This window comes from Dolichospermum flos-aquae CCAP 1403/13F, from assembly GCF_012516395.1.
Lineage (GTDB): Bacteria > Cyanobacteriota > Cyanobacteriia > Cyanobacteriales > Nostocaceae > Dolichospermum > Dolichospermum lemmermannii.
In genome coordinates this window covers 2911131-2926993 of sequence record NZ_CP051206.1, presented here as the reverse complement: position 1 = coordinate 2926993, position 15863 = coordinate 2911131, and the positions used below count along the sequence as shown (strand labels likewise).

Below are 15863 nucleotides of genomic sequence, written 5' to 3'. Positions count from 1 at the left end.
GAATCTGGGTTAATGAATCGCCAAAAACCTCAATTTTTGGTGAGCTTATGACAAAGTAATTCCCAGCCAACATCACCGGACTGTTAGTAAAGATAGTGGTCAAACTAATCATAATGATTAAAAAATCAGATTTTGTCTTAGCTCCCTACATGAAGAGCAACGACTTACGCGCAACTTATCAAGTCCTTAATACAGTTGTTCCCTATATTTTGTTATGGATTTTAGCAGCAAAAGCAGCAGAATTTTCCTTTTGGTTGCTGCCACCAATCATGATTTTGATCATACTATTTTCACTGCGTTGTTTTTCTTTAATGCACGATTGTGGACATTATTCACTCTTTAGATCAAAACGGGTAAATAGAGTGGTAGGATTTATTTTGGGAGTGATGAATGCCATCCCTCAATATCCTTGGTCAAGAGGTCATGCTTATCATCATAAAACAAATGGTGATTGGGAAAAATATCGAGGACCAGCTTCATTAATCTCCACAGAGCAGTTTAGTAAACTTAGTCCTTTTGCCCAAAAGCGGTATGAATTACTTAGGCATCCATTAATGCTTTTGCCGGGCGGTTTTTTCTATCTAGCAATTAAGCCCAGACTGGCACTAATCGCTGGTTTGTATGGTTTTATAGGTCATTTGCTGACTTGCATACAGAAAGAACCGACTATGGATATCAAGGAAATCATTTACTCTTATAAATCCAGAAATTGGTACACAACAGGAGAGTTTTTTGATATCCTTTTCAACAATATTTGCGTAGTTAGTAGTTGGATTTATTTGGGTTATTTACTAGGATTTGGATTCTTCTTTGGGGTTTACTCAATCACTCTCACCTTTTCAGCAGCAATTTTCATTTGTATCTTCTTTGTACAGCACAACTTTGATGGCTCTTACGCCCATAAAACTGAAGGTTGGGATTATACTCTAGGAGCATTACAAGGCAGTAGTTACTTAGAATTACCCAGAGTTCTTAAATGGTTTGGGGCAGACATAGGCTATCACAATATCCACCATCTTTCTGAAAGAATACCTAATTACAATCTGGAAGCTTGCCATAATCAAAATATTCATTTACTGACCCATGTAAAAAAGCTAAAAATAGCGGATATTCCTGATTGCTTCCAATTTATTTTGTGGGACGCATCGGAGGATCGTCTTGTATCTATCGCTTCATTTCATCAATCAACCGCTTACGGTAGTAACTTTATGTTACAGTAGCGGATCTGCTTAATTTCCGATCATTTATTTGCTAACTGTCTCTTATTCCTCTTCACTGTTGGGTAATAAGAGACGGATAGCAAGAATGGCAAATCCCACAGCAGCGATCGCTTTTAAAATCCGTGTAGGTAAAAATTGGGACACCGCACCACCAGCTAATGCGCCCAGGAGACTTGTTAATACTAAAGCACCTGCTGTACCAAAAAATATAGCTTTTCGAGATTGTCCCTGTCCAGAAAGTGCGATCGCTGCTAACTGACTTTTATCACCCAATTCTGATAAAAACACCGTTACAAAACTCAGTCCTAAAAGATGCCAGTTCATAATTTCCCCAGTTCATAATATTTACAAGTATTAACCCTGAATTACATCCCATACCAACATGACGGAAATCAGTAGTAACATCACCCCGGCTGATTTCTCGACGGTTTGAGGGCTGAGTTTTGTAGATATCCAACCACCTAACAATACTCCCAGTAAGCTAGTAGTAATTAATGCTACTGCTGAACCCAGGAAAACCACCCAAGGGGCATGAGATTCTGCACTCATTAACAGGGTAGAAAGTTGGGTTTTATCACCAATTTCCGCGAGAAAGATCGTGATAAAGGTTGTCCCAAATACCATAAATACAGATTCTTTCGGTTGGGGATGATCCTTAACTATGGATTGATGTAATTGGCTTTCAGTTTCTGATACGTGGGAAATGCTGACAGGTGGAGTATCAAGTTTCACAGGCGCTAATCTTGTCTCTAAGTTGTTTTCATATTCTCTTTATTTTCTCATATTGTTGTCATAAATTGCAACTGGATTTGTTAAAAACCGACAGCTTGATCAAAACGGATTTGTTCCAAACTGCGATCGCTCTGCTTATACTCGTCAAGAGGTAATATCGAGCAAATAACAGTATTTATTTTTCGCATAAAGATTATTGATGAGAATACACGCTTAATTAATGATATTAAAAAGTAATCTAAAACAAAATCTCTGATCATAACTTTGAGTGCTAAAATACCCGATATAGAGCGAATTGAAGATATTCATCTCAGAAGTTCTTTTAGATTCTCTATATAATTGCTGGTTAAGAAAAGTAAGAAATATGAAAATACAGAGTTTTAAATTCAGTAACAATAAGCAAAATTGGCACATTGAGGAAGTTAACTTTGAGAGTCTAAATTTACTTGTCGGTGGTTCTGGAGTTGGAAAGACAAGAATTTTAAAGGCACTTGAATTGATTTGTGATGTTGCAATAGGCAGGAATCGTAATTTAGATGATTTAGAATGGAGTATCAATTTCTCTCATTTAGGACAAAATTATAGGTGGGAGTTAAAAAGTTCCTCAACCAAAAATGAAGAAATACTTCTAAATGTAAATGAGTCAAAACAGACTGAAATTGTGTATGAAAAACTAGTTAGATATGATGATAATTCTGAACTAGAGATACTTCTCCGCACTCACTTAGATTCAAAATTTAATAATGAAAAATTGCCTAAATTGAAAAGAACTGAAAGTGCAATTACTCTTCTTTCAGAAGAAGATTTGATTATTCCAGTTCGTAAAGCATTTAAGCGATTAATATTTAACTTTGAAACTCGTCAAAACTTTAGTATTGCATATCCTTCTGATCCTTCTCAAATACCAATTGAAAATGATGAAATTCAGAATCTTAAAGAATATTTTGCTAATTTTCACCCAGTCGTAAAAGTTTTTTATTTGCAGAAATCTTTTCCAGATATCTTTAGTGAAATTAAAAAGTATTATATTGATATTTTTTCAGAAGTGAATAATGTGAGAGTGAGTAGTGAGAGAGATAAAGATGGTGATTTTGTGCTATTCTTTGAAATTCAGGAGAACGGTATAGAAGACTGGATTCCTCAAGAGCAAATTTCATCCGGGATGTTTCGTACTCTAATTTTTTTAATTGAAGTAATTAATGCTCCCGAAGAATCAGTAATGTTAATTGATGAATTTGAGAATAGTTTAGGAATTAACTGTATGGCTGAACTAACAGACTTTATCCTTGATAAATCCCCAAATGTACAGTTTATACTTACTAGCCATCATCCATATATTATCAATAATATTCCTTGGAAAACTTGGCAAATAGTTAGTAAATACGGAAATGAAGTTAGAGTTAGAAAAGCTTCTGATATTCCAGCACTTGATACAGCTTCTAGCTTAGATAAATTTACTCAATTAATTAATTTACTTGACTGGGAGGAATTTTCCGAGTGAATCTTTTATTTTTAGTAGAGGGTGGAGAGACCGAGCCAAGGGTATATAGGGCATGGTTAAAACATTTATTTCCCAGTTTGACTTTTGTGCTTACTCCTGAAGAGATGACAATCAATACTTATCGAATTATTGCAGGTCATGGCTATCCAAAAATGGTTAGTAAACCTAGGAAAGAGCCAGGAGTTTCTTCACTGGAAGCTTGTCTAATTGATATAGAAAAATTCGGCAATGTCAACCATTTTTTTATATGTATTGACTCTGAAGACCATTCTTACACTGCTCGTTTTCATGAACTTAAATCTAAACTTGATGAACTCAAATCTGGCTACAATATAGATAGCTCAAAAACAGAGATTCATATAATAATTCAGCATTGCTGTTTTGAAACATGGGCATTGGGTAATGCAGAAATTCCTAACGAATATCCTTTAATTAAAAGTTCCACAATTTTATCAGATTTGAAAACATATTACGATGTTTTAGTCAATGATCCTGAAGAAATGTCCTGCTGTCCAACTGGACGTACTTTTAGCACGAAAGCGCGATTTCATAAACACTATCTACAAGAATATCTCGGACAGTTTGGTTTGTTTTATAGTAAGAAAAATCCAAAGGTTGTAGAGGATAAAAAGTATCTAGATGCGTTAAAAAAGCGATGTGAATCAATGAATCATTTATCTAGCTTGAAATTATTGTTAGATATATGGGATAGTATGGAAACTTTGTAAGCAGTAGCAAAACTTAGGTACATGAAGGTGAATCTCCCATTGATTACTGCGCTCAAAAACACAATGAGAGAATAATTATATGAATTAAATCAAAAACCGACGGCTTGATCAAAGCGGATTTGTTCCAAACTGCGATCGCCATAAACCCCCTCAATTTGCTGATGACAGCAATCAATGGCAAAATCGTTTACATCCTCCGCTTCAATCCCATACATCTCCTCAAAAGTCTCTGCTTCCACACGACAGAACCAAGGACGGGTAGAATAGATTTTACATTCTCGCGTACCATGATCATAATTTACGCACCATCCTCCCTCACCGACCATACTGAGATAAAGTTCTAAATCAGGTGGTGAAAGATACTCTTCTATATCTGGACGATCCGCTGGTGTCAGGTTACAACAAGCCCCACACTGAGCTATACATTGCCAAGTAGCCATATTTTTAACCTTCTAGTATTCCTGCTATTCTACTTTTTTATGACTTTTCTTATAATTTTGTGAAGTAAATTAAATTTTAGATCCCCTAAACAGATATGATAAGTTGCGGGTTTTGTCATTGAATTATTAAATCTTTTTAAACCATTAAAATCATTGGGAGGAAAAAATGGACATTTTAGCTAACATCAATTGGGAAGTTGTCTTGCAGTTAACTTGCGTGGGACTAATTGTGATTTCAGGACCCATAGTCATCTTCGTTCTAGCATTTCGCAACGGCAACCTGTAAATTGGGTAATTGGTAATTGGTAATTGGTAATTGGTAATGCTTTGTCTAATCACCAATTACCCGTTGGAGATAATAGAATCTTAAATTACCCATTTAAGAGAGTTTTTAATCTTTAATTCTGCACAGAGGCGGACAAAGCTTGAATTGCAGTTTGTACAATCCCCTCATATATGGGTTGAGATAAATTTACCTGTTCAGCATTTTCGCGCTTGAAACCCAACAAACCAAATTTATCTTCTGGTCGCATGACTAAAACTTTACCTTCAGAATTTTTAACTCTTAATTCTCTACTTATACCATTTTCATAGATTCCGCAGGTATATTGACGCTGTTTATATTCAAAACTAGCCCGTGATAGATTTGGTGAATTAGTGAAAAGTTCAACAACGTGATTTGGGAGTTTTGCACCAACTAACTCCATTTCAATGGTAGTTTTGCCATTAAAGTTATTTTCACGCAGTTTGTAAGCAATATCCAATCTTGATGGTAAGGGAAAATAATCACCCCAACGCCATGCTATGCCTTTAATTTCTTGACGCTGATTGTCTATAGTTTGGGATACAGTTAATTTAATGTGACCTTTCCCAACTATTTTCTGTTCAATTACTTGGACATTAGCAGTCCAAAAAATTGGATCTGAGTTATCAATACCGCAGGGGTGAAGAATATTTAACTGCTGAAAAATATCCTGGTTAATTTCGTGAATATTAACTTGAGTATCTATTTTCAACAGCGGTTTCAGGTGTTGAAGTTCCAAACACTGATTTGCAAATGCAGATAAACGCAACCGCAATTCTGGTAAATTCTCCGCTGGTAAAGAAAATCCTCCCGCAGCTTTGTGTCCCCCAAATTTACCTAATAAATCTCGACAAGCATCTAAAGCTGCAAATACATGAAATTCAGGAATTCCTCGCGCTGAACCCCGAATTATGGTTTCATTTTCGTAAGTTCCAATAAATACAGGAACACCATAACGTTCTAGTAAGCGAGAAGCAACAATCCCAATAACACCATGATGCCAATTATCTTTGATAACAACTAATACGCGGTCTTTTTGTAAAGAGTTTATATATAAATCTTCAACAATGGCAATGGCTTCTTTTTCAATTTCCTCGCACATTTGTTGACGTTGAGTATTAGTTTGTTCACATTGGATAGCTTTAGCTAGTGCAATACCAAAATCATCAGTTGTGAGTAAATCAATGACAATTTGGGGATCACCAATTCTGCCGATAGCATTAATTCGTGGTCCCAATCGAAAACCAATATCTTCGGGTTTTAAAGATTTAGAAGTTTGATTTTTTTCTCCTTCGCTGGCTTGAACTCCGGCAATTTGAATTAATGCTTGTATCCCTGGTAAATTAGATTTTGGTAATAACTTTAAACCCCGTTTTACCCAGCGACGATTCACACCGGTTAAAGGGGCTAAATCGGCAATAGTTCCCAAGGTAAATAAAGCTAACAGTGGCTGCACTAAACCTTTGATTTCTCCTAATTGTTGGGCTAAACAAACGGCTAAAATGTAAGCCACACCCACACCAGCTACACCCCGATAGGGAGAAGATTCAGCTATTAGTTTCGGGTTGAGAATCGCGTTAGCTGGAGGTAATATTTGGGGAACATCATGATGATCTGTGATAATAACTTTTAAACCCAGTTCTCTGGCTCTAGTAATTGGTTCAACCGCAGAAATTCCATTATCCACCGTCAGAATTAGTTTCACCCCTTCATCATGAAACTCTTCGACAATCCGGTTATTAATCCCATAACCATCGTGCATTCGACTAGGAATAGCATAATCAACATCAGCGCCCAAAGCCCTAAGACTTCTCAGCAGTACTGCAGTACTGGTCATACCATCAGCATCATAGTCTCCACAGATAGCTATCTTCTCTTTATTGGCGATCGCTAATTCCAATAATTCCACACTCGCAGCTAAATCAGGGAATTCTTCGAGAGGAGAAGGTAAAATCAGAGATTCGGGATCTAAAAATATCTTGGCATCTTCTGGGGTTTCCATGCCCCGATTAATTAATAATTGGCTGATAATTGGGGAGATATTTGTTAAATTCGCTAATATTAAACTAGCTTCTGGATTTTTTGCTGCAATTTGCCAACGTTGATTGGGTAAGCGTTTGGAAGATTTGTCATTGGTCATAGAAGAGTTAAAAGTCTATTTAATAGAGATACACAAATAACTGGAATTTGTGATCATTAAATGCTGCTAAAATTGGTAATGTGACTCGCCCTCTCAATAAAATGCGAATCCAAATGTTAGTGTCAATAGACATCTCCGAAATTTCATTTTTGGCGGTTTTGCTGACGCACAGCTTTGATTTCTGCCATAATATCATTTTCAAATTCTTGATCTTTAACAGTGATATCGCTTATCGCTATAGATGGAGTTTAATCAGTTTATCCTGATGTAAATTGATACAAATCTAAATAAACTCACTATTTTACCACCAGCGAGGTAAAGGCTATGACTCTTGTTAAAGTCAATCAAAGACACTTCCCAAAAGGGGATCTTACCCGTCGAGGTATGGCCTTAGCTCTTGACTTCTTCTGTGCATGGTTCCTGAGTTCTATTTTCAGAAGTAATCAAATCGGGATTCAATTTACCCAAATCTTTGTTTTTATTTTTGCTTGGCTAATTTTCCGCGTCATCGTAGTTTACAACAATCAGGGACAAAGTTTAGGCCGTTGGGCATTTGATTTAAAGATCCTAGAAGTTGCAAATGGCGAAATAGTCAATAGAATCCCCCAATTTCAGACCTTATTACTGCGAGAAGGGATTATTTGCTTTTCTAGCTTATTATTATCCATTTTCTTGGGGAATATCATCCTCAATCCCGCTGCTGTCGTCCTATTACTTCCCCTGATCATTGACGGCGGTGCAGCTTTATCCGATACTCAGATGCGACAGGCATTCCATGACCGCTTTTTTCGGACTATCATAGTTTCTTCCCGTCGGGGTTATTCATTAGATATAAAAATTAAACGGTTAGTTGCAAAATTTCCACGAAATATGAGATAATAACCATTTGTGTTAATTATCTCCAGGCTTTACAGTTTCTAAGATTATGGCTAAGAGTAAAGGTGCGCGCATAATAGTGACACTAGAATGCACCGAGTGTCGAACAAATCCAGATAAACGTTCACCTGGCGTATCCCGTTATACCAGTACCAAGAACCGTCGGAACACAACCAACCGCTTAGAACTGAAAAAGTTCTGTACCCACTGCAACAAACACACAGTTCACAAGGAGATTAAGTAAGAATGAGTTACTATCGTCGTCGCCTTTCTCCAATTAAGCCCGGAGATCCCATTGATTACAAAGATGTAGATTTGTTGCGGAAGTTTCTCACCGAACGTGGTAAAATATTACCTCGGAGAATCACCGGTTTAACCTGTCAGCAACAACGCGCTCTGACTCTAGCCATTAAACGCTCTCGAATTGTGGCTTTATTGCCCTTCATTAACGCCGAAGGTTAAGAATATTTTGGATTTTGGATTTTGGATGATCATCCAAAAAAGTAGCAGTTGCATGGATATGCCCAGTTACTTTGAGTCCAAAATCTAAAATTTAATATTTAATGTTAGGAAATTGCCAAAAACATTTAATTAATTCATTCTCAAAAATGGTACGATATCGCTAAATTTGAGGATGGAATTCTAAACTGGAATAGCATTTCTCACAGCAAATTATTAAATAAAGGATTAAATACCCGTTATTTAATCCAGAATTTCCAGTCTAAAAATCTCAAAATATTAAAATTAAAGTGCGACAGTTGTGGATAAGGGGACGTTAGTTGAATTTAGGGTTAAAGGCGATCGCCGTCTTGGAGTGATAGATCGTCCAGACGGTAAAACTAGTTGGTTTGTAGTAGATGAACGTGGTCAATCCCATAACATCAAAAATAACCAATTTACCTACACGGTTAACGGACAAACCTATAAACCAGGGGAAATCGCTGAGTTTTTAAGTCAAGTTCAGCCTTATCTAGATCCATCAAGTCTGGAAATAGCTTGGGAACTACTGATTGAAGATGGAGAAACTGTCACTCCTAGCCAATTGGCAAATCTGCTATTTTCGGAATCCACATCTCCCCAGTGTTATGCAGCCCATTGTTTGTTATCAGAAGATAAACTCTATTTCAAACAAAAAGGAGACGCTTACGAACCCCGCAGCGCAGCGCAAATAGCAGAACGCAAGCACCAGATTCAAGTAGAATCACAAAAAGCCAAGGGACAGCAGGAATTTTTAGCCCGGATAGAACAGGCGCTCCAGGGACAAGTGGTAGAATGGCAAAGACTGGATCGCCAGCGTTTAGACGCATTAGAAAAATATGCGACTTTGCTGGCGGATGTGGTGATGCTGAAAGTGAACTATGATTCTTTGGCTCGTGCTTGTCCGCCTCCAGCCTCAGTATTAGAAACTATGAATATGCTGGGACGTTCTGCTACGCCCCAGGCGGCCTTTCAACTCTTGATAGATTTGGGTTTGTGGACTTCCCACGAAAACCTGTTCCTGCGCCGTTCATCAATTTCCGTTCAATTTCCTCATCAGGTATTAGAAGTGGCGCAAGAATGTTGGGATTTTCCTCCTACAGATTTAGATACAAACCGTCTCGATCTCACACATCTCAAGGTATATACCATTGATGATGAAAGCACTACAGAAATAGACGATGGTTTGAGTTGGGAGATATTAGCAGATGGTAAGGAACGGTTATGGGTGCATATTGCTGACCCGACGCGGTTATTAATGCCAGATGATGAATTAGATTTAGAAGCCAGAAAACGGGGTAGTACGGTATATTTACCCACGGGGATGATTCCCATGTTCCCAGAGGTGTTGGCCACAGGTCCCATGAGTTTAATTCAGGGGAAAGTCTGTTGCGCCCTCAGCTTTGGGGTGATTTTAGATGCAGTTGGGGCTGTGGAAGATTACTGTATACACACTGGTTTAATTAAGCCTACCTACCGCCTCACCTATCAAGATGTGGATGAGATGCTGGAGTTGGGAGTTCAAGCAGAACCAGAAATTGAGGCGATCGCTAATTGGGCAAAAATCCGCAAAACTTGGCGTTATAGTCAAGGTGCTATCAGTATCAATATGCCCGAAGCGATGATCAAAGTCAAAGACGATGATATCAATATTGATGTTTTAGATGATTCTTCCTCCCGCCAATTAGTCGCAGAAATGATGATTCTTGCCGGAGAAGTTGCCGCCCGTTACGGACAAACTCATAATATCCCGCTGCCCTTTCGCGGCCAACCCCAACCAGAATTACCTCCAGAGGAAGAACTGCTCCTGCTTCCAGCCGGTTTTGTTCGTTCCTGTGCGATGCGACGCTGTATGCCTAAAAGCGAAATGAGCATTACACCAGTGCGCCATGCTGGTTTGGGTTTAGATACCTACACTCAAGCTACTTCCCCCATTCGTCGTTATAGCGACTTACTCACCCACTTCCAATTAAAAGCGCATTTACGCGGCGAAGGTTTACCCTTCTCTGCTGAACAACTCAAAGAAGTGATGATGACGGTCAGCAGCATCACTCAAGAAGCAACAATGGTGGAACGACAAACTAATAGATATTACGCTTTAGAATATTTACGTCGTCATCCTGAACAAGTTTGGCAGGTAACGGTATTAATGTGGTTACGAGAAGATAGCAATTTAGGACTAATTTTATTAGAAGATTTGGGTTTACAATTGCCTATGTCCTTCAGGCGTTCTGTCAGTTTGGGAGAAAATTTATTAGTGAAAGTTAGTTTGGCTGATCCCCAAAAAGATATGATTCACTTCCAGGAAATTATGTATCAGGAAGCCCAATCAGTTACGAATTAGGATAGGTTATGTTTCGCGCCCAGTTGCAAAGGAGCAAAGGCGCAAAGTTGGAGAGTTTCCATTTCAGACGGCTATTAAACAATAATTATCAGGAAGTTAGGAAATGAATAAGTTTACTTTCGCTCTCATTTTGTTTAATAGTCTATTTGTTTCCATAGAAACTGCTAATGCTCAATCATTAATAAATAATCCCCGTAATTCAGATATAGAAATAGAGAGACAAACCACTAATGTGGATAAGATTGTTCAACAATTAAAACTACCATCTTCCAAAATAGCAGTTATTGATCAAAATAATCAGGTAAAAATACAAAATTTTGTTTGGGTATTTAAAGATCTAAAGCAAGTTGGCAAACAACCATTTCTCCAGGTTAAGAAAGAAATAGAGAAACCGAAAGCTAAACCTGAATCTAAATCACCGAAAGAAGATGAATTAGAAGATTTTACAGAAGTTACCAAGGATACCCAAAAATCAGAGGGAATCTTTACTATTTATCGTCATAAACATAAAAATAAAATCTATCTGGAAATTAAACCAGAACAACTCCAAAAAAACTTTATAGCAAACTCAACTTTAGAATCGGGAATTGGTGAAAAGGGTATTTATAGTGGAATGCCATTACAAGACTTCTTATTCTACTTTCAAAAGGTAGATAATCAAATTCAGTTTGTGGTTCGTAATGTCAATTTTCGGACTCGTGAAGGAGATCCCCAAGCTAGATCAGTAGCGAGATCATTTAGTGATTCTGTTCTTTACACTATTCCTATTAAGAGTATTAATTCACAAGGAAAAACTATTCTTATTGATTTAGGTGATTTACTACTCACAGATTTGGCAGGATTATCTACTAATTTAGAATTAGCTGTTAGTCCCGATCAAGGTTATCTTGGTAATGCGAAAGTATTTCCCAATAATTTAGAAATTGAGTCTATTTTCAATTTTGCTAATGGTGGCAAGAATTCGGATGTTTTACCAGATAGTCGCGGTTTTACCTTAAAGGTACATTATAGTTTATCGGAATTACCAAAAACTAAATATCAACCTCGGTTAGCTGATGAACGGGTAGGTTATTTCCTCACAGCTTATCAAGATTTATCTAAAGATGAACGGAGAGATACTTTTGTTCGTTATATTAATCGCTGGAATTTAGAAAAACAAGATCCCACAGCCGCAATTTCTCCACCGAAAAAACCGATTGTTTTTTGGATTGATAATGCTGTACCTCTAGAATATCGTCAGTCTATCAAAGAGGGAATTTTGATGTGGAATCAAGCCTTTTTGAAAGCAGGATTCAAGGATGCTATTCAAGTTCAACAAATGCCTGATAATGCTACCTGGGACCCAGCCGATATTCGCTATAATACTATCCGTTGGATTAATACTGTAGATGGTTTTTTTGCGATGGGTCCATCCCGTGTTAATCCCTTAACTGGAGAAATTTTGAATGCAGATATTCTGATTGATGGTAGTTTTGTCCGATTATTAAAAAATGATTATCGGCAAATTATTCAACCTCAAAATTCACAAACTAGCACTTCTTTATCAACATTGGTCAACAATGGGCGTTTGTGTGGCAAAGGTAATCAAAAATCTCCAAAATCATTAGGCAATTTGTCTAAACTAGCGACAGATTATGATTTATGTTATGGCATGGAAGCATCTAATCAGTTGGCTTTTGGTTCTTTAGCAATGTCAATGTTAGGAAACACTACACCAAGTCCAGAGCAGTTAAAAGATTATATCCATCAATATTTACGTTTAATTATTACCCATGAAGTTGGTCATACTTTAGGTTTGCGTCATAATTTCCGTGGTAGTACCTTACTATCTCCAGAGGAGATGAATAATCCAGAAATTACGCAGACTAAAGGGATGACAGCATCGGTTATGGATTATATTCCCCCAAACATTGCCCCTAATGGTGTCAAGCAGGGAGATTATTTTCCACAGCAGGTGGGACCCTATGATGAATGGGTAATTGAGTATGGTTACACTCCCAGTCAAGCGTCAACTACCATGGGAGAAAAGTCGTTTTTAGCAGCAATTGCTGGAAAATCTAACCAACGAGAGTTGAGTTATGCTCCTGATGAGGATTTATCTAATAGTGATCCGACGGTGAATCCTTGGGATCATAGCAGTAATGTATTGGTTTATTCTCATTCACAATTGGCTAATGCGCGGCGGATGTGGGAACGATTAAATCAGGGATATGCTATAGATGCAGAGAATTCTAGCGATGTAGAAGAGCGTTTTAACACCATCCTCAGAAATTATTTACAGAATTTATACTATACCAGTAAATACATTGGTGGTCAGTCTTTTTATCGAGTTAAACCAAATGATACTAAAGGACAATTACCATTTGTCCCTGTACCGGTAGAACAACAGCGACAAGCATTGATGACAATGCAAAAGTATGTTTTTGCGGAAGATGCTTTGAAATTTCCCCCGGAATTACTGAATAAATTAGTACCTTCGCGGTGGCTACATTGGGGGACTAATATTCAAGTCGGACGGTTAGATTATCCGATTCATGATTTAGTGTTGTTGGTGCAGACGGCGGTGTTGCGGGATTTATTGGCAAGCGATCGCCTAACTCGGATTAAGGATCTAGAATTAAAAAGTGCATCAGGAAAATCTCTCACATTGCCTGAGTTATTTGATACTTTACAATCTGGGATTTGGTCGGAGGTTTTGCAACCTAAAGGTAAATTGCAAATTTCCAGTCTGCGAAGAGGTTTACAACGGGAATACCTAAATGTACTGATGGGAATGGTGTTGCGAAAAGAAGCTACTCCTGAAGATGCCCGTACTTTGGCTTGGTATAAACTCAAGCAATTAAATAATCAATTAAGACGGGTAAATTCTGAAGATGAATATACTCAAGCTTTCTTATTAGAAACACGCGATCGCATTGAGAAGACTTTGAATGCACCATTGGTAGGGAATTGATATCACCTGAGTTCGATATTTTTGATGTTGGGTTTCGTTCCTCAACTACAAGATTAGCGATCTGCTTGCAGCAGCATTTTGCGATCGCCACCTAATATTTAGACTATTTTGAAACCCCTAAACATCTGGGTTTTTCGTAATCTTGCAAGAGTCTATGTCTTAACCATGTTTAGTATATTTCCTTAAACAAATAATGAAATATTTATAAGTTTGTCAACAGCCTAGTTTTTCTCAAAATAAATGTTAATACACTCTCTTCCTCAGAAATAATATCCGCGACAACTTCCATTCCAGCTTGAATAGGATATTGTTGTAAATCTCTTTGCAAATACAAGTTTTCTGGTTCAATCGTCACTTCATAATAACCCTCTGCTGTGATATTATCTTGGGGTAAAATTGCATCTGCTGTAATTGACCTCACCGCACCTATTAAGATACCATAATCCGGGTAAGGATAGGATGAAAATCGCATTTTTACCTTTCCTTTTCGACAACTTACTACTTCTGGAGAATTGCAAACAAAGACTTTACTAATATCAGCAGCAGCAACACGAGCTTTAATTACTAAAGGGGTATAACTGGGAGAAATTTGAGCAATAGCACTTCCCAAATTTACCACTTGTCCAGAATTTCGCAATTCTAATTTTAAAATAGTTCCAGTTGCAGAAGCTCGAATAACAGTTTTTTGTATCTGAGTTAAAAGTTGTTGGAGTTCTTTTTCTGTATTATTTATTTGGTTTTGAATTTCAATTTTACCTTGGATTAAACTTTCTTTTTCTTGTTGTAATCTCGCTAAATTAGTTTTGCCATTTGCGCGTTCAGTAGCAACTTTTTCTTCACTAATAAAGATTACTGCATTACTAGGATTTAGAGATGAAGCTGCTTTTTTACTTCTAGCAATTGCAGATGTCAAAACTTGTTGTTTTTGTTGAATAACTTGTTTTTGACTTGCTAATGTGGCTTTTTGTGATTCAACAATTTGCGCTTGTTGAGTTGCGGCTAGTTGAACTTCCTCTAATTGATTTTGAGAAATTGAACCAGATTTAGCTATATCTTCATAACGCAACCGCTTGACTATTGCGGCTTTCAATCCTGCTTCTGCACTTTCTAAATTAGCCTGAATTGACTGCAATTCTGATTTTACTTGTAATAATTCATTTTCTGCAATCTTTATATTAGCTTGCGCTTCTTGCCATTCACTACTAACAGCTACTTTTCTATCTTGATAGTCCCGTTTTGTCCGCTGAACTTCAGAAATAGCAGATGCAACTATGCGTTTATTCCTTTCTGTCTCTGTAGCAATTTGGCGATTTAAAGCTGCAATTTGAGCATTCAATTGCCTGATTTGTAATTGAGATTGCTGAATATTTACCGTGAGTTGATTTTTCTGATTTTGTAATTGGATATCATCAAGAATGATTAAAACATCACCTTTTTTTACTAATTGATTTTCTTTAACGGAGATTTTTTTAACAGTTCCTTCTATAGCAGTTTGCACTATTCGCACTTCACCAGTTGGACGAACAATAGCAGATGCTTTAACAGTTTGCTGATATTTTGTGAACGTGGAAATAGTGACAGAAGCACCAAAAACACCAACTAAAAATAATCCTCCTAATCTTGTCCAAATACCAATGCTAGGTAAGTATTCATCAGATTTTGCAGTTGGTAAAAAATTGGGAATTGTGTTATTCATGATGACGATAATATCCAGATTCCCGATTTCTTAAAGAAGTCAGGAATCTGAATTTTTGAAATGTTATTAAATGAAATTAAGCTATGGTATCAAAAGGACTAGATACAGCTTTACAAGTCCAGAATAATGTATGTAAAGGATTACCACAGGTTGTACAACCACCAGAAACAGAAGACATATCTTCATCATTCAGTTCAACTAAACCAGCGGGGTTTGCTGGTAGTTGTTCCTGTTGTTCTGCGCTCAAGCTGTTGCGGTATTCTTCGTCTTTCCAAGCGCGAATGATATCTAGATTAGACATATTTAACCTCATTAAAAAACTCTACGTTTCAACTAGGAAATAACGAAATATTCCCTAGAAGTCGCAGTTGTAAAAGTATTATTGATGACATTTTCACCAATATTAGAATAATAATCATTCTCATAAAAAATGTCAAGTAATTTATCCGTGT

At 37.2% G+C, this 15863-nt stretch carries 15 protein-coding genes; 9 read left to right on the top strand and 6 right to left on the bottom strand.

What is annotated here, in order from left to right:
- Positions 1-113 precede the first annotated feature (113 nt).
- Positions 114-1220: a fatty acid desaturase gene (locus tag HGD76_RS14230; protein ID WP_168696181.1), complete on the top strand. Its 1107-nt coding sequence runs from the start codon at positions 114-116 to the stop codon at positions 1218-1220.
- 42 nt (positions 1221-1262) lie between these two features.
- On the opposite strand, the gene HGD76_RS14225 is transcribed toward HGD76_RS14230, so the two are convergent.
- Both HGD76_RS14225 and HGD76_RS14220 read right to left on the bottom strand, forming a co-directional pair.
- Positions 1263-1544, bottom strand: coding sequence for a TMEM165/GDT1 family protein (locus HGD76_RS14225; protein WP_148761115.1), 282 nt, complete (start codon positions 1542-1544; stop codon positions 1263-1265).
- 30 nt (positions 1545-1574) lie between these two features.
- A complete protein-coding gene (locus HGD76_RS14220; protein ID WP_168653578.1) occupies positions 1575-1952 on the bottom strand; it encodes a TMEM165/GDT1 family protein in 378 nt (125 codons plus the stop codon).
- Positions 1953-2316: 364 nt separating this feature from the next.
- Here HGD76_RS14220 and HGD76_RS14215 point away from each other — a divergent pair, with 364 nt between their 5' ends.
- Positions 2317-3453, top strand: coding sequence for an AAA family ATPase (locus tag HGD76_RS14215; protein ID WP_168696180.1), 1137 nt, complete (start codon positions 2317-2319; stop codon positions 3451-3453).
- Entirely contained in the window at positions 3450-4181 is a 732-nt protein-coding gene (locus HGD76_RS14210; RefSeq protein ID WP_168696179.1) for a hypothetical protein, read from the top strand. Before HGD76_RS14215 ends, HGD76_RS14210 begins: the two co-directional genes overlap by 4 nt.
- Positions 4182-4270: 89 nt before the next feature.
- On the opposite strand, the gene HGD76_RS14205 is transcribed toward HGD76_RS14210, so the two are convergent.
- Positions 4271-4621 (bottom strand): YkgJ family cysteine cluster protein, encoded by a 351-nt coding sequence (locus HGD76_RS14205; RefSeq protein ID WP_148761106.1) that lies wholly within the window; start codon positions 4619-4621, stop codon positions 4271-4273.
- A gap of 166 nt (positions 4622-4787) precedes the next feature.
- On the opposite strand from HGD76_RS14205, the gene psb30 reads away from it, so the two are divergent.
- The gene (psb30, locus tag HGD76_RS14200) at positions 4788-4907 is read left to right on the top strand and encodes a photosystem II reaction center protein Ycf12/Psb30 (RefSeq protein WP_028084264.1); all 120 of its coding nucleotides are present in this window, start codon (positions 4788-4790) and stop codon (positions 4905-4907) included.
- 112 nt (positions 4908-5019) lie between these two features.
- Here the strand turns inward: psb30 and recJ are convergent, their stop codons facing one another.
- Positions 5020-7065, bottom strand: coding sequence for a single-stranded-DNA-specific exonuclease RecJ (gene recJ / locus HGD76_RS14195; RefSeq protein ID WP_168696178.1), 2046 nt, complete (start codon positions 7063-7065; stop codon positions 5020-5022).
- A gap of 324 nt (positions 7066-7389) precedes the next feature.
- Between recJ and HGD76_RS14190 the strand changes: the two genes are divergently transcribed.
- From HGD76_RS14190 to HGD76_RS14170, 5 genes are all read left to right on the top strand, one after another.
- A complete protein-coding gene (locus HGD76_RS14190; RefSeq protein WP_168696177.1) occupies positions 7390-7944 on the top strand; it encodes an RDD family protein in 555 nt (184 codons plus the stop codon).
- A gap of 46 nt (positions 7945-7990) precedes the next feature.
- A complete protein-coding gene (gene rpmG / locus HGD76_RS14185) occupies positions 7991-8185 on the top strand; it encodes a 50S ribosomal protein L33 (RefSeq protein ID WP_010998585.1) in 195 nt (64 codons plus the stop codon).
- 2 nt (positions 8186-8187) lie between these two features.
- On the top strand, positions 8188-8403 hold the full coding sequence (gene rpsR, locus HGD76_RS14180; protein ID WP_015083502.1) for a 30S ribosomal protein S18: 216 nt from the start codon (positions 8188-8190) through the stop codon (positions 8401-8403).
- A 298-nt stretch (positions 8404-8701) separates the two neighbouring features.
- On the top strand, positions 8702-10762 hold the full coding sequence (locus HGD76_RS14175) for a ribonuclease catalytic domain-containing protein (RefSeq protein WP_168696176.1): 2061 nt from the start codon (positions 8702-8704) through the stop codon (positions 10760-10762).
- 103 nt (positions 10763-10865) lie between these two features.
- Positions 10866-13715 carry a zinc-dependent metalloprotease gene (locus HGD76_RS14170; RefSeq protein WP_168696175.1) on the top strand — a complete coding sequence of 950 codons (2850 nt, stop codon included), beginning with the start codon at positions 10866-10868 and terminating at the stop codon, positions 13713-13715.
- Between the two features lie 202 nt (positions 13716-13917).
- Here the strand turns inward: HGD76_RS14170 and HGD76_RS14165 are convergent, their stop codons facing one another.
- Positions 13918-15411 carry a beta-barrel domain-containing protein gene (locus tag HGD76_RS14165; protein WP_168696174.1) on the bottom strand — a complete coding sequence of 498 codons (1494 nt, stop codon included), beginning with the start codon at positions 15409-15411 and terminating at the stop codon, positions 13918-13920.
- Positions 15412-15487: 76 nt separating this feature from the next.
- A complete protein-coding gene (locus tag HGD76_RS14160) occupies positions 15488-15712 on the bottom strand; it encodes a mersacidin/lichenicidin family type 2 lantibiotic (protein WP_168696173.1) in 225 nt (74 codons plus the stop codon).
- Positions 15713-15863: the final 151 nt, after the last annotated feature.